Here is a 21,817-nt window from a genome sequence, read left to right on the forward strand (position 1 = left end):
GCAGACGTTTTATCCCGTTTTAAATAAAGAATGGCCTCCGGATTCCGGAGGCCATTTCTTTGGAATATCGCCTTGTCTTTTTAGCTAATTATTTGATAAATAATAACTCACGGAATTTAGGTAATGGCCATTGAGCATCATCAATAATTAACTCTAATTTATCAACGTGGTAACGGATAGTTTCGAAGTAAGATTTTACTTTTTCATCATACGCGATAGCCATTTCACGAGCATCAGTTAAAATGTTAGCTTTTTTACGTTCTTCAATCATCTCGTAAACAGCTTTCTTAATTGTTGATACGCGCTCAGAGATTTCCGTAATGATCTCTAATTGACTTTGAGAAAGAGCACCATTCATACCTAAGTCTTTCAAACCTCTAACGTTTTCGATCAATTTAGTTTGATAATTTAACGCTGCAGGAATGATCTGGCTGGTAACTAAGTCGCCCATGATACGTGCTTCGATCTGAATTTTCTTCGTATAGTTTTCTAAGAAAATTTCATGACGCGCATGTAACTCACGCTCAGAGAAAATATGTTGTTTTTCGTATAATTCAACTGTTTTTTCAGCAGTTAATACGTCTAACGCTTTAGGAGTAGTTTTGATATTCGATAAACCACGTACAGCTGCTTCTTGTGCCCATTCATCGCTGTAACCATTACCTTCAAAACGAATGTTTTTAGATTCTTTGATGTACTGGCGAATGATCTTCATGATCGCAACATCTTTTTTCTCGCCCTTTTTAACCAATTTATCTACATCTTGTTTAAAGATGGTTAATTGCTCAGCAACGATTGCATTTAATACAGTCATCGGTGCTGCAGAGTTTGCAGACGAACCTACCGCGCGGAACTCAAATTTGTTACCTGTAAATGCGAATGGAGAAGTACGGTTACGGTCAGTGTTATCCAATAAGATTTGAGGAATTTTAGGGATATTTAAACCTAAAGCACCTGAAAGATCTTTTTTCTTACGGTTAACAACGTGTGATGATTCGATTTCATCTAATACCTCATTTAATTGCTCACCTAAGAAGATAGAGATAATTGCAGGAGGAGCTTCATTAGCACCTAAACGGTGATCGTTGTTTACAGAAGCAATTGATGAACGTAATAAATCTGCGTGGTTATAAACAGCTTTAACGGTATTAACAAAGAATGTTAAGAACATTAAGTTGTTTTTAGGAGTTTTACCCGGCGCCAATAAATTTTTACCGGTATTGGTAATTAACGACCAGTTATTGTGCTTACCTGAACCGTTAACACCTGCAAATGGTTTTTCGTGTAATAAAACTTTTAATTTATGACGACGAGCAACTTTATCCATCAAATCCATCAACAACTGGTTGTGGTCAATCGCTAAGTTGATTTCTTCATAAATAGGAGCACACTCAAACTGGCCTGGAGCAACCTCGTTGTGACGAGTTTTTAAAGGAATACCTAATTTCAAAGCTTCAGTTTCGAAATCTAACATAAACGCGTAAACACGCTCAGGGATTGAACCGAAATAATGGTCTTCTAGCTGTTGGTTACGAGCAGACTCGTGCCCAAATAAAGTACGACCGGTAGCAACTAAGTCAGGACGCGCAAAGAACAGATCTTCATCAACCACAAAATACTCTTGCTCAATACCTAATGATGCGTTAACCTTAGTTACCGCTTTGTCGAAATACTGACAAACAGCAGTAGCTGCTTTATCTAATGAGTTTAGTGCTTTTAATAAAGGGGCTTTAAAGTCAAGCGCCTCACCTGTATAAGATACAAAAACGGTTGGGATACATAAAGTTAAACCAGAACCGCTAGACATAATGAATGCAGGAGAAGAAGGATCCCATGCAGTATAACCGCGCGCTTCAAAAGTTGAACGGATACCACCGTTAGGGAATGATGATGCATCAGGTTCTTGTTGAACTAACGCATCGCCGCTAAATTTTTCGATAGCTTTACCATCAGACGTAGGCTCAAAGAATGAATCGTGTTTTTCGGCAGTTGTACCGGTTAAAGGCTGGAACCAGTGAGTATAGTGAGTAACACCTTTACCCATCGACCATGATTTTAATCCTGCAGCAATTTGCTCTGCCATAGTTCTGTCAACCGGAATACCCAATTCAATAGAACTCATTACACTTTGATAAGCTTCTTTTGAAAGGAATTCTTTCATTTTATTCTTATCAAAAACATTTGAACCGTAAAAATCTGAGATTTTGGTTGAAGGTGGAGTTACCTTAACCGTTGGTCTGCTCATTGCAGCTTCTAAAGCTTTGAAACGAAGTAGCGACATCCTTTTTAATTTTTGAAGTTAAATTTTGTGGTTTTCTAAGACAAAAATAGTTTATGAAATGGTTTTTGCAAGAAATTTTTAGATATTTTTTGAATTTTTTGATAAAAAAATGAATAAATACTGTTTTTGCGATAATTTTTTCGATGAAAATTGGCCTTTTGTAGACTTTAGTGTGGTTTTTTGGATGTGGGTGTAAACTGATCTGTTTTTTATTTTTAGCGTGAATTTATTGTTGAATAGTTAAAATATTACTTTTTTGTTGATGTACTTTATAATAAAATGAATATAAAATTGAAAATTATAAATAATTAGATGTGTTTTATTTCAAAAAATTAAACTCTACTTAAGTTTAAAAAGAGAAATTGGGTAGATAGTTTAGGTAATAGTTTTAAAATTATTTGTCTAAATTTTAAAGAATGTTGAAGAGATCGATAAGTGTTTTGATAAACTAGTTCATTTGTTTTTTTCCTAAATAGAAATACAACCCAATAGGTAAGGCGAAAATCTGGAAGAGGAAAATTATTGATGAAAGAGTTCCATGAGTTGAATGCAGGTTTTCATAAATGAAAAGCTGTAAACCCAACGGTCCGTTTGAAAAAATTACGATTGTTATCACATTCCATCCGAAATGCAGCGCAAAAGGAAGATACAATGACTTGGTTTTTGCAAATGCATAAGCAAAGGCCAGCCCGGCTATGCCTGTCATTATAAATACAATGATTAGTTGAAAAGGATTACCAAACGCCCCCATGGTAAACCAATGATAAACTCCAAAACAAGCAGCAGATAATAAACAAGCTTTGTGAATGCCTATTTTCTTAATAGCTATATAAAGTAATGCACCTCTGAAAATCAATTCTTCGAACAAAACAGATTTGAAAACCCACCATAATGCTGTTAGGAATTGAAGAAAAGTATATTCAACATTTAATCGCCAACTGTTATTTAAGGTATATGCCCTTAGTAAATGATAGGTAATGCCAATACCTGCTGCCATCAAAATACCAAAAGCTAAATCCTTAAGTCGTGATTTTGTAGGCATTAACCCGAGTATTGATAGATTTTTCCGCTCGTAGATCCAGAGTATTAACCATGAAATTATAAGTTCGACTACTATACCAATCATTGTATAACAGAGGTGAAAATGTGAAACTTAAAATAGAGGTATTTGATTGATGATCAAAATACTTCAAAGAATATTATATTAAACAATAGATAATGCTACCAAAGGCTAAAAACACATCATTACCTCTCCATTTATTTATTGTATTGACTTTATAATGAAGAAAAATAGTATTGTTTCTGTTATGAAAACTTCATTTTATCACCTTTTAGCGAATGAAAGGTAATGTGTAGTATTATTGTGCAGTTAACCTGACTTTTTCTTCATTTATAGCACACCTAAATTTAGGTTTATTATGTTATCTAAATTTATTAGTAGATGAAACGTTTTAATATCCATACCACATTAACGGGATTGCTAAGTGCAGGTATAATAAGCTTAACGTGTGAAGCAAAGTTTAATAATGGAAACGAGCTTGCTCTTCCAGGGTCACAATCTATTATTAAGTCAATAAGTTCCGGTACCAAAGTGCTTATTATAGGCATTGACGGATGCCACCTGGATGCTTTAAATGCAGGCAATAATCCTAATATTATAAGCCTGATGACTAACAACTTTTACAATCTCAATGCATTTACTTCTGCTCCAACATTTAACAGTAAAGAATGGTCAACATTGTTAAACGACCTTATTAATCTAAAATATAATAACCATTATTCAGATACCTACTATTTTGATTATTCCAATTTCATAAAAAATGCTGAAGCACAAAATTCATCATTAAGAACTATTTCAATTGCACATTGGGATGCAATTAATAACATTGTACTTGATGGTGTGGATATTGAAAAATCGCCAACAAACGATGTTGATGTGAAAAATGAAGCAGTAAACGCTTTGGTAAAAGATAACCCGGATATTCTTTTTGCTTATTTTGATGATGTAGATCATGCTGGGCATTCTACTGGATTTGGACCTGGGAACCCTCATTATATGTCGGCACTTAGTAAGGTGGATGGATATGTGGGTGAAATTTTAACAGCACTCCATAATCGTCCTGATTATACTAATGAAGACTGGTTGATTATTGTTACCAGAAGCAAGAAATAACCTAACATTAAAAGCCCATTAAGAAATAAGGGTGATAGTAACTTTTGAACCTAACAATGTAAATTTTCCTTCTGCATACTCCTCTCTTATACATGGTAATAAAGATAAAACCGGTTTAAACCCAAAGGAAATACCTGAATATGCAGTATGATTGCTCTCTGCTATTTAAATCAGGTGTAGAGTTATGAATAACATAAAATCATTAATTGAATCATAATACTCAAATGATTAGGATTCTATCTCCATCGGTAATATAATTTCAATACAATCAGGATTTTTATACTTGGAGGAGCTCCCGATAGTAACCTGCTCAAATAAATTGATTAATCCGTTGTAGTTACCATCTTCTTCAGCTACATCATCTCCTCTCAATTGTAGTTTATTATATAATTTAATTAAACCCAAAACAACATATTTCAGATCGATTAGGCCTTTTTTTGAGAAAAAAATACAAAGTGTAGTATTGTTGTGCAGTCATAATTTAATGACACTGTATTATTGAGCATATAATTTAGCGGCACTAAACAACCAATATATTACTAAATTATGAAACCTTTAAACTTAAAAATCCGTACCGCTTTCCTGGGTATGTTAAGTGCGAGCATATTATTTGTTTCGTGTGAAAAATCACAATTAGTTAGTGGTGATTCTGATACTAATTTAAAAACCGAAGCAGGTACTGGTACTAAAAAGGTATTAGTTATCGGTATTGATGGATGTAGACAGGATGTAATGATGTCTTCCAATACACCTAACCTGCACAGTCTTTTAACCAATGCCGTTTATAGTTTGGATGCGTTAACGTTATCTCCGTCGTGGAGCGGCAATGGCTGGTCTACGCTTTTAACGGGGGTAAATCACCTGAAGCACGGTATTACCGGTAATGATTTTACCATTCCGCACGACTTTGTAACCTATCCTAACTTCTTAAAACGTGCAGAAACTTATGATTCGTCATTAAGAACCATGTCAATCGTTCATTGGGGTCCGATTAATGATTATATCATGGAAAACATCGATGTGGAAAGAACCTTTTCCACAGATTTAGCAGTGAAAAATGACGTGGTAAATACCTTAAACACCGATAATCCGGATATTTTATTTGTGCATTTTGATGATGTGGATCACGCCGGACATACCTATGGGTTTAGTTCTACCGTTTCGCAATATGTGAGTGCCATCAATCAAACAGACATTTATGTAGGTGAAATTTTAACTGCTTTACGCAACCGTCCGAATTATGCCAATGAAGATTGGTTAATCATTGTATCTCCGGATCATGGAGGTTCGGATACCAACCACTCAGGGGTTAATTATGAAGACAGAAATATTTTCTCCATCTATCACAATAAAAACTTTGCCGCCAATAAGATAGAAGCAAAAACACTTGTTTCGCAATCAACGATCAATGCAAACATCGTAAATTATAATTCGAAGAGAGTTTACGCTGCAGTTTCAAATACTGCCTATAATTTTGGCACCAGTCAGGATTTTACAATTGAATGCCGCATAAAAACAACATCATTTAGTGGAGATCCGTCTATTGTTTCCAATAAAGACTGGGCTTCAGGCAATAATAAGGGTTTTGTCATTGCTGCAAAAGGAGATTCATGGAAAGTGAATATCGGCGACGGATCTAACCGTGCAGATTTTGAGGGAGGTTATCCGATTACCGACGGTAACTGGCATCATATTGCAGTTACTTTTACCAGAAATGGAACGATGAAAGCCTACCAGGATGGAATGTATCTTGGAGAAACTTCTATAGCTAACGTACAGGACATTACTTCAGGCTTGCCTTTGGTAATCGGTCAGGACGGAACCAAAGCCTATTCTGATTATGTAAACGGTCAGATTTCAGAGGTTCGTGTTTGGAACTATGCACTTGATTCAGCTACTGTGATAAATAACTCTTGTTCATTTGTAACCGCCAGTCACCCTAACTACAGTAATTTAATTGGTTACTGGAAAGGGTTGAATGATGTGAACAAAACAATGATTGACAGTAGTCCATTTGCTCGGACTATGACCCTTTCGGGCACTATCAACAGAACCAATACCAATTCATCTTTAAAATGTTATGTAGCGCATATTGTACCTTATATGGTTGATTATGCATATTCTGCATTAACATGGTTAGGTGTTCCTATCTCTCCCTCGTGGAACTTAGATGGGCGTTCATGGATTCCAACACAACAATAATAATTATTAACCTTTAAAATAAGTAAACCAAGAGTTGTTTAGTGGGAGAGACTATCTTTAAAAGATAGTCTCTTTTATTTGGTATCAATTTAATGGGAGTGCAAGCATACGACATTACCCGATAGACAGATCAACCCGAAAAGTTGGAGGAATAGAATTGTATACTCAAAATTTATGACTCTTAAATAATTTAAATTACCGGAGGAGAATAACCTTAATAGGTATACATCAATCTAATACCGAGCCCCTGATGGGGCGAAACTAATGCTCTTTAAGTTTCACTCCATCCGGAGTTAACTTTTCTAATCTTTTATTTCTATTAAGGCTAGACTTCTCCAAAGTTCTCTCTTTAATGATGAAATTATTTCCTTTTGTCCCTCGGCTTTTCCGCTTGATCCGATAAGACCTCCAAACCGGTTGTTTTGGATAAAGCTAATTAAATCATCCTCATAGATCCATTCAATGATAGTTGCTTTACATCAACCACACCTTACTATTGTTATACGCAAACTACATCATCTCCACTCTACTTGTTTATTGTATACAATTTATGATAAAGTTCAAAAGGTATAATATCATAGTAAAGCACTCCCTATATGCCGGTATTTGATGTTTTGGTGTATGAAAAAAGAAATGTGTAGTAGTATTGTGCAGGTAAGTTTACTTGTACTGTATTATTGAGGTCATAATTTAGCAGCACTAAACAACCAATTGTTATTATGAAATCATTCAACTTAAAAATCCATACCGCTTTCTTGGGTATGTTGAGTGCGAGCATACTCTTTGTTTCGTGCGAGAAATCACAATTAGTTAGTGGTGATTCTGATGCTAATTTGAAAACCGAAGCCGGTACTGGTACTAAAAAGGTATTGGTTATCGGTATTGATGGATGCAGACAGGATGTAATGATGTCTGCCAATACACCTAACCTGCACAGTCTTTTAACCAATGCCGTTTATAGTTTGGATGCATTAACCTTATCTCCATCGTGGAGCGGCAATGGCTGGTCTACGCTTTTAACGGGGGTAAATCACCTGAAGCACGGTATTACCGGTAATGATTTTACCATTCCGCACGACTTTGTAACCTATCCTAACTTCTTAAAACGTGCCGAAAGTTATAATTCGTCATTAAGAACCATGTCAATCGTTCATTGGGGTCCGATTAATGATTACATCATGGAAAATATCGATGTGGAAAGAACCTTTTCCACAGATTTAGCAGTGAAAAATAATGTGGTAAGCACCTTAAACACCGATAATCCGGATATTTTATTTGTGCATTTTGACGATGTGGATCACGCAGGACATACCTATGGGTTTAGTTCTACCGTTTCGCAATATGTGAGTGCCATCAATCAAACAGACATTTACGTAGGTGAAATTTTAACTGCTTTACGCAACCGTCCGAATTATGCCAATGAAGATTGGTTAATCATTGTATCTCCGGATCATGGAGGTTCGGATACCAACCACACAGGGGTTAATTATGAAGACAGAAATATTTTCTCCATCTATCACAATAAAAACTTTGCCGCCAATAAGATAGAAGCAAAAACACTTGTTTCGCAATCAACGATCAATGCAAACATCGTAAATTATAATTCGAAGAAAGTTTACGCTGCTGTTTCAAATGCTGCCTATAATTTTGGTACCAGTCAGAATTTTACAATTGAATGCCGCATAAAAACAACGTCATTTAGTGGAGATCCGTCTATTGTATCGAATAAAAACTGGGCTTCGGGCAATAATAAGGGTTTTGTCATTGCTGCCAAAGGAAATTCATGGAAAGTGAATATCGGTGACGGATCTAACCGTGCAGATTTTGAGGGAGGTTATCCGATTAACGATGGTAACTGGCACCATATTGCAGTTACTTTTACCAGAAATGGAACGATGAAAGCCTACCAGGATGGAATGTATCTTGGAGAAACTTCTATAGCTAACGTACAGGATATTAATTCAGGCCTACCTTTGGTAATCGGTCAGGACGGAACCAAAGCCTATTCTAATTATGTAAACGGTCAGATTTCAGAGGTTCGTGTTTGGAACTATGCACTTGATTCATCCACAATTATAAATAACTCTTGTTCATTTGTAACCACCAGCCATCCTAAATACAGTAATTTAATTGGTTACTGGAAAGGGTTGAATGATGCGAACAAAACAATGATTGATAGTAGTCCCTTTGCCCGAAACATGACCCTTTCGGGCACTATCAACAGAACCAATACCAATTCATCTTTAAAATGTTATGTAGCGCATATTGTGCCTTATATGGTTGATTATGCTTACTCTGCATTAACATGGTTAGGTGTTCCTATCTCTCCCTCGTGGAACTTAGACGGGCGTTCATGGATTCCAACACAACAATAATTACTAAATATTCAACCAATTTATTATGAAAAAGTTAGTTAACACTTTTAAACTATTTGTGGTAGTGTTCTTATTTACAGGATTTTTTTCTTGTAAAAAAGATGCTCCTTCAGTTGATAAAGCTGAAGGAACTTCAAGTGCCGAAAAGGAAACTCAGGCTACTTCTGCTTCCATTCTTAAGGATTTGTTTCGCAATTCATACAGAGTTTATGAAATGCAGCGAAATGCCAAAGGTATTTACCGCGATTCTAAGCTATTTAATGGGACAGACTATCATCCTGCTTCTGTAGCAAATATTGGAGTGGGGTTGGTATCATTATGTATTGCTGACAAGATGGGCTGGACTACCACTGCCAGTCAACAGGTAATCACTACACTTCGTACATTACTGGGTTATGATAGTACTTTTAATTTAGATAGAAATGCAGCAGGTTTTCCTCGTCATTTTGTGGATATGAATACCGGTGCCCAAGCCTGGAATTCAGAGTACAGCACGATTGATGCTGCAATTATGGTAGATGGAGCCTTGTTCTGTAAAAAATATTTCAGTACCAATACTACCATTGCCAACCTTGCTGACTCGTTGTATAAGTCTATTAATTGGTCAAAAGCAATTGCTAATCCGACAACAGGTAAAATGTATTTATCATTAGATGCAAATGGCAATGGAATTGGTACCACTTCGGTTTATAATGAATATATGCTGGTTGCTCATTTAGCTTACAAAGCAGAAAACGGAGCAGGAGGAAATGCAACCACCTTATGGAATAATTTTTTTGCAAATACAGCAAATTTACCAAAATCAAACTATTGGGGAAATGAAACATTAACCGACTATCCGGGATCTTTTTTATCAAGTTTTATTCCTCAATTCTGCTATTATTTGTGTAATCCATACTCTGCAAGCAGTCAGTACATGGGTTATATGAATAGCTCAATGTTGGCCGATAAGAAATGGTGGACATTTACACCTGGCCTCGCAACCTACAACTGGGGACTTGGCGCTGGCACTGGGCCTTCCGGATACCATGCAGATCGTATCAATGATAATGCTGATAAAGTAGTGTCTCCGCATATTGTTAGTGGTTTCATTCCTATCAATTCAACAGCTGATGATAACCTTGTTAGTATGTATAATGCCAATAAGGGGGTTTATACGCTACCTGGATCATCCTACAAAATTCTTTGGAGATATAGTGTAACCAACACATCATGGAAAGCTACTGAAGTGCAAGGAATTGATTTTTCATCTATGCTTTTTGGATTAGCATCATTGTCAAATAATTGCGGAACAACGTTTTTTACTCAAAATAATAATTACTCTTTCCCAGTGTATGCATTTAATCCTATTTAGAAGTAGGTATAGTTGATAAGGTAAGACTTAAAAGTGATAAGTCTGTTTTTCTAATGATTATGGAGCATGGTTCCTTCGGCCTCCCCCGATTGAATCGTGTTCCATTTGATGTATATAATACTATTTGTGTTTTGTACATTAAAAATTTATTTTGAAAAATGATTTAGATCAATAACTTAGCGAAGTTTTAATTTAATATGAAAAGGTTGAACCCGACATTTTTCATAATAAATTCTTTTATGATTACCGAGAACAATCAGAATTTAAGGATTGTCCTCAATTAAAGAATTTATTTATCAGCAGATCTTCCCACTCTCTGCCTGATTAATAATCACAACCATATTTATAACCAAAATGATTAAAGTAACTTTTAAGAAGCACAGCCTTTCTTTTATTCTTTCCCTATTTTTCATTAGCAGCTTTCAAAGTTTAGCTTCCGACATAAAAAATGTAGGAGTTCCTTTTGTAGAAAATTATTCCAAAAACATTTACATGGCTGGTAATCAAAACTGGTCAGTAGTAAGGGATAATAATGGTGTGATGTATTATGGTAATTCAGAAGGATTATTAAGTTATGATGGGCGTTCCTGGCAGTTATACAAAATGCCAAATAAAGTTATTGTTCGTAGTGTGGCAACCGATAATAAAGGAAAAGTTTATGCGGGAGGGTATGGCGAATTTGGCTACTGGTCTTATGCTGATAACGGCAAATTTCAATTTACATCCCTTAACAAGGAAATAGCGAAAGCACATCCGTTAGAGAGTGAGATTTGGAAAATTTATATAGAAAAAGATAAAGTAATCTTCCAGTCGTTCGATTGCGTATACATTTATCAAAATGGAAAAGTTACTGCGATTGATGTGCAGGAGCCTTTTTTATTTCTTTTAAAAGCAGGGAGCCGTTATTTTATCGAAATTTTAGGTAAAGGGTTATATGAACTAAAAAACTCAAAACTTGAATTTATTCCAGGAAGTGAGTCTCTTGCAAATACTGAAGTTTTATCAGTATTACCTTATAATAATAATTTTCTGATTGGTACATCGAAACATGGCCTTTATGTTTATGATGGAAATTCAATCCGGCCATGGAATACAATAGCTAGTGATTTTTTAAAGACCTACCAGTTAAATAATGGTGTACCATTATTTGGAAAATACCTTGTTTACGGAACAATTTTAAATGGGTTAATAATCACTGATTATGCAGGAAATATTATACAACATATTAATAAAACAAGCGGTCTCCAGAATAATACCATATTAAATTTATACTTAGATCAGCACCAAAACTTATGGACCGGATTAGATAATGGAATAGATCGGATTGAGCTAAACTCTCCCTTATACTATTATTTTGATAAGTCGGGCAGATTCGGAACGGTTTATTCAAGCATTATTCATCAGGATAAAGTCTATATAGGTACTAATCAAGGATTGTTTTACAGTGATTGGCCAACCAACCCAAAGGAGTTTCATTCGTTTAATTTCAAATTTGTTCCAAATTCACAAGGACAGGTTTGGGATCTGTCGTTAATTGATGATCAATTAATTAGTGGCACTAACGAAGGGTCTTATCTCGTAAATAATAGCACTATTCGTAAAATATCAGATATTAACGGTGGATGGGTAATAAAAAAGGTGGTTGATCATCCTGATTACCTAATGCAAGGGACCTATTTAGGAGTAGCTATTTATAAAAAAGATGAAAGGGGTAATTGGATGTTCTCTCATCTTTTGAAGAATTTTAATGAGCCCGCACGATACATTGAGCAAGATGAAAAAGGTATGTTGTGGATTGCTCATGCCTATAAAGGGGTTTACAGAGCAGTATTATCACCGGATCTTAAGTTGGCAACTGCTGTTAATTATTACGATGTTAATAGCGGATTACCACATACTAATAACATAAACCTCTTTAAATTCGAAGGGCGCATTATTTTTTCTACCGATAATGGATTTTATCTATTTGATGATTTTTCAAACAAATTTAAACCTTATAAAGAGTTAAATACATCGTTAGGCACATTTGCTTATTCAAACAAAGTTATTAAGGCAGAAGAAAAACAGTACTGGTTTATTAATCATGGTAAAATCGCTTTTGTTGATTTAAGTACATCCGGAAAGGTAATTGTTGATTCTAATAAGTTTAGCACCTTGAACGGACGAATGGTGCAGTACTATGAAAATATTAACCGGATCAATAAATCACTTTATTTAATTAGTGTGGATGATGGATTTGTTCTTTACAATGAAGATAACACGGCAGATTCAAAGTATAAGGAACTGCCAAAAGTGTTAATCAGAAAGATTGATAATGCGAATGATCATATCACAACCATTGCTGAAGGTGATGCTACTATTAAAGAAATAACGCTTCCATATAGTAAGAATAACATCAGGATTTCCTTTTCACTCCCCTATTATGAAAAAAGTTTAATTCAGTTTCAATATTTTCTGGAAGGTTATTCCGGACAATGGTCGGAGTGGAGCACGCAAACACAAAAGGATTTTACTAATCTGTCTTCCGGGGATTATGAATTTATGGTAAGGGCTCGAATTAACGGAAATCTGGTAACTAAAATAACAACTTTTAAATTCAATGTTTCACCTCCCTGGTATTCAAGCATATGGGCATGGATTATCTATTTTATGTTAGCTGTTGCCGGTGTAGTTCAATTCCGTAGGATATATTTTAAAAAGTTGGAACGTGCACGTCTTGCAATTCAGCATCAGTTAGAAAAAGAGCAGGAAGAATACATAAAGTATGAAGCTATTATAAGCGAACGAAAAATTAGCGAGATGCACAAGGAACAACTTGAAGCCGACCTTGCAAGTAAAAACCGGGAAATGGCAAATACAGCAATGAATATTGTATACAAAAATGAATTGCTGGAAAAAATAAAAGAAGAAATACTAAATCTCACTGATTCATCAGGCAAAAAACTATCAAGCAGCCAGTTGAAAAAGATACAAAAAGTTATAGATGAAGGAATGAGTGACGACCGGGACTGGAATATATTTGAAAGCAGCTTTAATGAAGCACATGGTAACTTCTTTAAAAAACTTAAAACCAATTACTGTGGACTAGTGCCCAATGACCTTAAATTGTGTGCTTATTTACGGATGAATATGAGTAGTAAAGAGGTGGCTTCCTTGTTGAATATAACAGTTAGAGGAGTCGAAATCAGGAGATATCGTTTAAGAAAAAAATTGAATCTGCCACATGATAAAAATCTCACGGAGTTTCTATTGGAGCTCTAAAAAAATAACTACATCACAACCTCTCATTTTGGCTCAAGAAATGGTTTGAATTAAACTTTTGTAGCGAGTTTGTATTTTTTAGGATAAGACCATAAAACGTTCTTTAGTGAAAAAAAAGGCTTTTTTTGATCTGTTCATGATGAGTTTAAATAGCATAAAGATGTAGCGATGTAGAAACAAAAAATTAGGAATCAATGGTCTTCATCATTCATATTTGGACATAGAAAATAAAAATAACTTAAAAGCCTGAAAATAGTTAAATATAGAATTAATGATAGTAAAATCTTCTATAATGATCACACTAAAGTACATGATGATAGCCTTTTATATATGTTTATTTGCTTTTACAACAGGTTGTAAAAACAATGAAGTACCTGGGCCTAAGCAAACAGATACTTCTTTGTCGTTCACGGTTAATAATGTTTATAACGGAACCCTAAAATATACAGGACTAAATACTTCACCTACAGTTAAGGTTAACTTTACGGAAGCTATGGATGTTAATAGTACGGCGGGCGGTATTGGACTATCTGGTTCATCGGGGGTAAACATCCCATTGTCGTTTCAATGGCAAAACGATAATAAAACACTAACAATTAAACCACAAAACAATCTATCAGCTTTCACAAACTATAGCCTTTCCATAAAAAGTGAGTTGAAGTCTTCCTCCGGAGGAAAAATACTAAATCCGGTTTCTATTCAACTATCTGTTGGTGTTGATAGTACAGATAAGTTTCAGCGCATTACCGACGATGAGTTGTTAACGCTTGTTCAGGAAAAAACTTTTAAGTATTTCTATGATTTCGGACATCCTACAAGCGGTTTAGCACGAGAAAGAAACAGTTCAGGTGATTTAGTTACTTCCGGAGGTTCGGGTTTTGGAGTGATGGCATTGATTGTTGGGGTACACAGAAATTTTATAACCAGAGCCCAAGGTTTAGCCCGCATGCAAAAGATCGTCGATTTTCTGAAAAATAAAGCCGAGCGTTTTCATGGAGCTTATCCCCACTGGTTAAATGGAAATACGGGGGCAATTATTCCTTTTAGTAGTAAAGATAATGGTGCAGATCTGGTAGAAACCTCTTTTTTAATGCAAGGCTTAATCACCGCTCGTCAGTATTTTAACGGAACTGATGCGCAGGAAACCGCTTTACGAAATGATATTAATAGTATTTATAATGAGGTAGAATGGAGTTGGTTTAGAAAGAATAACAGTAATGTGCTGTACTGGCATTGGAGTCCTACGTTTGATTGGGATATGAATTTACCGATTGGAGGTTGGGATGAGGCCTTGATCACTTATGTAATGGCAGCATCATCACCAACTTATCCGATCCCGAAAATAGTGTATGATAATGGCTGGGCGCATAATGGAAGTATTAAAAATGGTAGTACATACTATTGAACAGTACTTCCGTTAGGATCTGCCAATGGTGGACCGCTATTTTTTGAACATTATTCATTTTTGGGAATAAATCCTAACAGCTTAGTTGATACCTATGCCAATTATGAAACACAGACAAAAGCCCACAGCCTAATCAATTATAAATACTGTGTAGCTAATCCGCAAGGACATTATGGATACAGTACCGATTGTTGGGGACTAACTGCCAGCGACATTCCAAACGGATATACAGCCAGTTCGCCTAATAACGATGTTGGAGTAATTGCACCTACGGCTGCGTTATCATCTTTTCCGTACACGCCAAATGAATCGATGAGGGCATTAAAATTTTTCTATTACAAGTTAGGTGATAAAATCTGGAAAGATTATGGTTTTGTAGACGCATTTTCATTAAAAGATCCATGGTTCGCCACCTCAACGTTGGCAATTGACCAGGGGCCGATAATCATCATGATTGAAAACTACCGTAGCCAATTGTTATGGAACTTATTCATGAGTGCGCCTGAGGTTAAAACAGGACTAACTAATTTAGGTTTCCAGAGTCCACATATGTAAGTTACTTTTCTTCATACGACAGGTCATAGTGTAAACTATTGACAGGCAAATCCCCCGGAAAGGAACTGACAGAGCCTTTACCGGGCTTTGCCTTTATATAGGTTTTTAGTTGAATAGACTTGTTTATAGCAGTTTATTTTTTTTAGCTAACTCTTCACTCGAATGATCAAGGTTGTTCGTAGGAATAATCAAAGGATCTTGATTCTTTAAGGAAATAGTTAAAAGGTTTGATTCTAGTCTATTGAAGAAATTTACATTTATTTTTACACCTGAAATATATTCCCAAGTGATCAATCCTATATTTTTATAATATAATCCCTCTTTGCTAATGATCAGAACAGGTTTGTTTTGATTTCGGTTGAGGGTATAAATTAGTATAACAAAATAAACGAAAAATAACACCCCCAATACAGCAAGTAGTGCAATAAGCTGATCTGAAACGTATCCATAAAACAGGAAAAATAGAATCATAATAGAGGGATAAGTATAATAGACTGAATATTAATAATTGGGTAGATTTCAATGGGAGTAAGTTCTTTCATCGAGTCGAATTTTTCATGGAATAGTGCAGCAATATGCAAATTTCAATGTAATCGATAGATGAAAAGGCTTAAAACATTCTGTTTTTTCGTAAATTACATTTCTTACTACTAATTGCTCTCGTTATGAAACCAATTTGGAATGGAATGATATCCTTTGGATTAGTGAGTATTCCCATCGGATTAGAGCCTGCAACTCAGAAAACTGGTCCCGAATTGCACATGCTTGATAAGGCAGACCATGAACGCATAAAAACTAAAAAGGTTAACGAAAACACAGGTAAAGAAGTGACAGAGGCAAACATTGTAAAAGGGTTCATGTACAATGGTGATTATGTTATTCTTGAAGACGAAGACTTTGAAGAAGCTGCCCCGGAAAAAACCAAACTTATTGAAATAGAGAATTTTATTGATCTTAAAGAAGTTGATCCCATCTATTTTGACACACCTTATTATGCACATCCCGAAAAACGAGGAATTAAAGCTTATACACTTTTGCGTTCTGTTTTAAGCAAAAGCAATAAAGCAGGTGTAGGAAAATTTGTGCTTAGAACAAAGGAATATGTTTGTCTGCTCCGTGCCATGGAAAATGTTATTGTGGTACAAACCCTGTTATTTCCTGAAGAAGTAAGAACAACAGAAGAATTAAACCTGGATGAAGAAAAAATATCAAAAGACGAATTAGAATTGGCCATTGATTACATCGCTGAAAATACCGAAAAATTCGATGTGTCTAAATATCACAATACCTATTACAAAGCATTATTCGACCGAATTAATGAAAAAGCAAAAGGTAAAGCTCCGAAACGAGGTAAGGTTATCGAAATGAAACCGGCTGCTAAAAAGAATGATGATTTGGTTTCTCAACTGATCAATAGTTTAAATACGAAGAAGAAAAGTAGGAGTAAGGAGGTGAATTAGAGAGGGGGTGTTTTTTGAGATTTCTGTCTGCATTTATATTTCAAATCTGTCTATTATTTAATTTGTATATCCGATAGTAAGCTTAGGTTGTTCTTAGTTTGCTTTGCTTATTTTTGAGTTAATTAAAATCTCGAAAATGAAGAAAGTGCTTTGCTGGGAAAATTTTAAAACCTACATCAAAATCAAATCAACAAGCGAAATATTATTTACAAGGCATTTTATGTTTCTGTCATTGTTGTTTGGTTTGTTGAGTTGTAATAATGTATCCCAAAAGGATATGGAAATGTCTTTAAGATTAAGTGTCAGGAGCAAATATTTACTTCAAAAAAATGATTTAGATAGTGCTGCAATAGTAATTGAGCAAGCATTGGATTTAGATCCTCAAAACTATATCGCATATAATAACAGAGCTTTTTTAAAGCTTAAAGAGAATAAAATATCTAATGAAATAATTAGTGATTATAAAAAGGCTCTGGAAATAAATCCCAATTATGATATTGCTATTTATTCATTAGCAAACTATTACTTTGACATAGAAGATTATCAAAATACAATCGAAGGTATAGATCAGCTAATGAAATTACCAATAAAAGAGTTGGATTCTAATCTTATTAAACATGCTTATTTTATTAAAGGGCAATCACATGAAACACTTGCCCAATATGATAAGGCGATTGAAACTTTTCTAAAAATTTTGCTACACGACCCTAGTGATGCTAATGCACATAAATCATTAGCCGATTGCTATTTTTATGATCATAAGATTTTTGAAGCAATAGGAGAGTATACTAAAGCAATTGAAATTGATAGTAATCTCTATCAGGCATATTTAGGCAGGGCCAGCTGTTTTGAAAATTGTTATCCGGAAATAACAGATCTTGCGATCAAGGATTACAATGAAGCTTTAAATATTAATCCGAATCTGAAGGATTATTATTTCACTAACTCTCCTTTACTTCAAAGTGCAAGAAAAAGAATTGGAGTTAAAGTAGATACCAAATACACTGCGCATGATCAATACATGATTATAAATTCTATTATTGAAAAGCAATGGAGCCAGCAGATGTTAATTGATAAAACGACAGCGATTCTTTTGAAACTTAAAACAAACTCCAATGTATCAATTAATTATATTAACGAATTAAAAGAATTGGTAAAGCTTGCTAAACTTGAAAATACGAGAAGTATAACCAAACTTCAAAGAGTAATAGAAATGGATACATCCATTAATTACAAAGCCAAAACATTAAATTATGAGAAGCTTTTTCAGAAAATTTTAGAAAATGAGTATAACCAATTGGAGGTAATATTGTTGTCAGATTTGGGTAATAAATTCGAAAAATCAGCCACATTGTTCAAGGGCAAATTTTCTGAACTCAAACAAGCAGAATTTCAATTTAATGAAGCTGCTAAGGAGTTTAAAAAGAAATATATTCTTAACTGAACGGATTTTAGCACTTGCCCAAAATAAAAACGCCTTTAGATATACATCTAAAGGCGTTTTTTGTACACCCATCAGGATTCGAACCTGAGACCGACGGTTTAGAAAACCGTTGCTCTATCCAGCTGAGCTATGGGTGCAGCTTTCTAAAAGCGAGTGCAAATTAAGTAATTTATCTGTTCAAAAACAAACTATTTTCTGCGTCTGTAAAGCTATGTGGCTAAAAGTCAGAAATAAAAAATGTTTTTTAGTTAATATGCTTTCCTGTTTTTGCCTCTAAAATCTTTATTTAAACATAATTTCATTGTTTCAGCGATCATCCTTCCTGAAAAAATCGATCAATTCGTCTTGACCAATCTCTGTATCCGGATTAAAGTTAGTGGATTCCATGTAGTTAATAATCGACTGATAGAGCTGTAGAGCTTCTGGCTTATCTTTTAATTGATTGAGCTGCGACATACAAACCAAAAGCTTCCCTTTACCAACCTTAAACTCGAAAATGAGACCTAACTTATGATTTCGTTCTAAATTGTCGATAACCTGAACAATAGACCTGTACGATGTTGGTGTTTGGTCCAATATAAAAGAGTTACTTGCTTTAATGATCGAAAACCATTGCCAGTTAGTATGAAAATCAGTGGGGAATGAATTAAATAGTGGATGTTTAGGATTGGTTAATAATCCTAATGTGCCCGGTGATACAGGTTTCTTTACAGATTCACTTATACTTTTAAACATTCCATAATTCCAAAATTCAGGTGGAAAAAGTCCGGCAATACTCTTTGACTTAACATCTTTCGTTTTAGGAAACAGCAAAACCTTGCTTCCGTTTTGTAAATCAGAAAGTATGGTTTCTGTTAGTTTTTCTGTAATTACCACATCTCTAGGAGTGCTTGGCTCTGTGGTAGTATAAACCCAAATTGGATAAGAGTTACTATAAGAGGTTCCCGCTATAGCGATAGAAACAATTAGTTTCTCAGCTTTTTTGATAGGGGAGAGATCAAATTGTAGTTGTCCGATGGAGGTAATGTCTCCATTAGTCAATGATAAGTTTGAAAATGAACCTTTTTGCCTTACAGTTCCATTTTGATCTTTTAGTTCCCAATCTAAAACTGATTTTATCAAATGCTTAGAATAATTGGCCACTAAAACCTGGGCATTAAATTTTTCTTTATTGGTCCAGCAATACTTCGGAAATTCCAGTAATAAAACAGCATCATTACATGATTGCAACCACGCATCTTTACTAACCACATTTTTGCTATCCATAAAAGCATCCAGTATTCCGACAAGAGCTGTTCCTTGGCCCGGAAAATCCTGTAAGTCTAATAATTGAAATCCGGCTAAACCTTTGGTTCGGATAGCCGCTTCCATTTCAGCCTTATAACAAAGCGCAGCCCATGCACCTGATGCTTTTTGAAAAGCTTTGTTCTGATCAAGCATTCCTGCTTTGGCTAAACGTTGACGAAAAACTTCAAGGTTCAACGGTTTGAGAACACCGGTGTATTTTCGGATCTCATCATAGTCGGGGTAAATCTGGTATTGGCCAATTTCATGACTAACCAACGGCATCTTCATATGGGTAACTGCAAAACCAAAATCGACATTGGTAGAAGGCGTTTTAGTATTCAATAATCCACCATCTCTTGCATCTGCAAAGCTGTGTGTCAATCTCGTATGGGCTAAAGTAGTATCGCCTGAATCAGGTACCCGTGCACCGACAAAGAAATCTGAACAGGCACGTGGTGGAGCATAACCTATGTTATTGTTTGAGCCCATCGCATACAATAACCGATTATCGTATGTCTTTAGCGCTACTATGTTCTTTTCAACCCGATCATGTCCACTCCAGATCTCGTTTCCGGGAGAGAACATCACAAAAGACGGATGATTACCATAAGCCTTTAACATGGCAAGTCCTTCTTCTTTTAACATAGTGGCAACTGAATCCGTTTCTAAACCTCCCCAAAAAGGAAGCTCAGCTTGAATGTATATGCCAACATTATCGGCTGCAATAAAAGCAGCTTCGGGCGGACAAAAAGAGTGGAACCGGTAATGATTAATGCCATAAGATTTGGCAATTTTATATACGCGTTCCCATTCCTCCACATTCATCGGTTGATAACCTGTTAATGGAAATACGCCGGCCTCGTGCTTACCCCTTAAAAAGGTTTTACGTCCATTGATTTCAAATTGAGTTCCTTTGGCAATAAACTTTCTCATTCCAAAATTGACCGTTTGGGCATCTTTCAACTTGTCGTTAGAAATGATAGCTGTTAATGAATATACTGGCGTTTCGTATTCATCCCACAAACTACAATCGTTGCCTAAAGTGTATTCGAGATTCAGTACTGGCACCACCGTTTTTGTAATCCGTTGCGACTGTAATGTTTTGGTCTTTCCGTTAACGGTTTTCTCAACAATTAAATCAATATCAATGTTTTTAAGGTTTAGTTGGTTGATGATTTCCAGTTTAATATCGATTTTCTTTTTATCGATATCCGGATAAACCTGAAGATTGTTGATATAGGTTTTTGGAGAAGCTTCTAAAATGAGCTTGCCAATGATGCCATTCCAGTTTGTTTGTGTGTCGTCTGAATAAATGTGAACATTTCCATATGGAGTAAGTTTCAAACTATTATCAATACGAATGGTGATGTAATGCGCTCCGGGTGTAAGGTATTTAGATAGATCTAAGTACTGAGGAGATTGCAATAATTTAGAACCGCCTATAAGGGTGCTGTCAACCCAAACTTGAGTAGATTTTGTCCGCTCTAGAAAAAGTTGTAGGTGTTTATCCCGAAAGCTTTCAGGAATCACCACTTTCTTGCGATACCACGCCGCACCTTCATATTTATAGATTCTATTCAAATGCATGGTGGTGGTATCTTTGTTAAGAAAGCCTTTCTTATTTAAATCAGTTGTGCCGGGTAAGTTTATGGAGTCCTGTAAATCAGTTAAAAACCATTTTTCCTTAACCCCTAAGTCGGCGGTATCGGTAACAAATTGCCATTGGCCTGCTAAATCAATGTATTCTCTGGTAATTTTCTTTTCCGATTTACAGGAGAAGAGCGCAATTAAGACTAAAATCAGGTATGTATGTTTCATTTACAAAAAATGGTTTGTTGGGTGCAACAGCAGTTGTAGCAATACACTAGGAGAGTGAATATCTGTACTTTGGGCTAATTGGACAATATTCTGCTAAGAAAACATGTATAAAGGATAAATAAGTATCACTGCAAATTTGTTGGTGTTGGCACCGTTAGCAAGAACTAATTCTTTATTCGTATAGTAGTTTAAACTAAAGGAG

The 21,817-nt window shown here is 35.3% G+C and carries 11 protein-coding genes, 1 tRNA gene and 1 pseudogene; 8 read left to right on the forward strand and 5 right to left on the reverse strand.

Annotation, left to right across the window (positions count from 1 at the left end):
* Positions 1 to 88: 88 nt before the first annotated feature.
* Both SOLCA_RS06415 and SOLCA_RS06420 read right to left on the reverse strand, forming a co-directional pair.
* Complete coding sequence (locus SOLCA_RS06415; RefSeq protein ID WP_014679634.1) at positions 89 to 2,281, reverse strand: glutamine synthetase III family protein; 2,193 nt, start codon at positions 2,279 to 2,281, stop codon at positions 89 to 91.
* Positions 2,282 to 2,729: 448 nt separating this feature from the next.
* On the reverse strand, positions 2,730 to 3,323 hold the full coding sequence (locus SOLCA_RS06420; protein WP_217166177.1) for a CPBP family intramembrane glutamic endopeptidase: 594 nt from the start codon (positions 3,321 to 3,323) through the stop codon (positions 2,730 to 2,732).
* A gap of 399 nt (positions 3,324 to 3,722) precedes the next feature.
* On the opposite strand from SOLCA_RS06420, the gene SOLCA_RS06425 reads away from it, so the two are divergent.
* The 6 genes and pseudogenes from SOLCA_RS06425 to SOLCA_RS06450 all read left to right on the forward strand — a co-directional run bounded on the left by SOLCA_RS06425 (position 3,723) and on the right by SOLCA_RS06450 (position 15,606).
* Positions 3,723 to 4,454, forward strand: coding sequence for an alkaline phosphatase family protein (locus SOLCA_RS06425; protein WP_014679636.1), 732 nt, complete (start codon positions 3,723 to 3,725; stop codon positions 4,452 to 4,454).
* A 546-nt stretch (positions 4,455 to 5,000) separates the two neighbouring features.
* Positions 5,001 to 6,656 (forward strand): DUF4983 domain-containing protein, encoded by a 1,656-nt coding sequence (locus tag SOLCA_RS06430; RefSeq protein ID WP_014679637.1) that lies wholly within the window; start codon positions 5,001 to 5,003, stop codon positions 6,654 to 6,656.
* Between the two features lie 719 nt (positions 6,657 to 7,375).
* Positions 7,376 to 9,031, forward strand: coding sequence for a DUF4983 domain-containing protein (locus tag SOLCA_RS06435; protein ID WP_014679638.1), 1,656 nt, complete (start codon positions 7,376 to 7,378; stop codon positions 9,029 to 9,031).
* A 25-nt stretch (positions 9,032 to 9,056) separates the two neighbouring features.
* A complete protein-coding gene (locus tag SOLCA_RS06440; protein ID WP_014679639.1) occupies positions 9,057 to 10,385 on the forward strand; it encodes a hypothetical protein in 1,329 nt (442 codons plus the stop codon).
* A 354-nt stretch (positions 10,386 to 10,739) separates the two neighbouring features.
* Positions 10,740 to 13,646: a triple tyrosine motif-containing protein gene (locus SOLCA_RS06445; protein ID WP_014679640.1), complete on the forward strand. Its 2,907-nt coding sequence runs from the start codon at positions 10,740 to 10,742 to the stop codon at positions 13,644 to 13,646.
* 493 nt (positions 13,647 to 14,139) lie between these two features.
* A pseudogene (locus tag SOLCA_RS06450) lies at positions 14,140 to 15,606 on the forward strand (glucoamylase family protein).
* 123 nt (positions 15,607 to 15,729) lie between these two features.
* Here SOLCA_RS06450 and SOLCA_RS06455 read toward each other — a convergent pair.
* On the reverse strand, positions 15,730 to 16,077 hold the full coding sequence (locus SOLCA_RS06455; protein ID WP_014679641.1) for a hypothetical protein: 348 nt from the start codon (positions 16,075 to 16,077) through the stop codon (positions 15,730 to 15,732).
* A 194-nt stretch (positions 16,078 to 16,271) separates the two neighbouring features.
* On the opposite strand from SOLCA_RS06455, the gene ku reads away from it, so the two are divergent.
* Entirely contained in the window at positions 16,272 to 17,066 is a 795-nt protein-coding gene (ku, locus tag SOLCA_RS06460; RefSeq protein WP_014679642.1) for a non-homologous end joining protein Ku, read from the forward strand.
* Positions 17,067 to 17,202: 136 nt separating this feature from the next.
* Positions 17,203 to 18,510 carry a tetratricopeptide repeat protein gene (locus SOLCA_RS06465; RefSeq protein ID WP_014679643.1) on the forward strand — a complete coding sequence of 436 codons (1,308 nt, stop codon included), beginning with the start codon at positions 17,203 to 17,205 and terminating at the stop codon, positions 18,508 to 18,510.
* A 63-nt stretch (positions 18,511 to 18,573) separates the two neighbouring features.
* On the opposite strand, the gene SOLCA_RS06470 is transcribed toward SOLCA_RS06465, so the two are convergent.
* Together SOLCA_RS06470 and SOLCA_RS06475 are read right to left on the reverse strand one after the other, a co-directional pair.
* Positions 18,574 to 18,647: transfer RNA gene (locus SOLCA_RS06470), tRNA-Arg, on the reverse strand.
* A 169-nt stretch (positions 18,648 to 18,816) separates the two neighbouring features.
* Positions 18,817 to 21,615, reverse strand: a complete 2,799-nt coding sequence (locus SOLCA_RS06475) for a sugar-binding domain-containing protein (RefSeq protein WP_014679644.1) — start codon at positions 21,613 to 21,615, stop codon at positions 18,817 to 18,819.
* Positions 21,616 to 21,817: the final 202 nt, after the last annotated feature.

The organism is Solitalea canadensis DSM 3403, from assembly GCF_000242635.2.
GTDB classification, from domain to species: domain Bacteria; phylum Bacteroidota; class Bacteroidia; order Sphingobacteriales; family Sphingobacteriaceae; genus Solitalea; species Solitalea canadensis.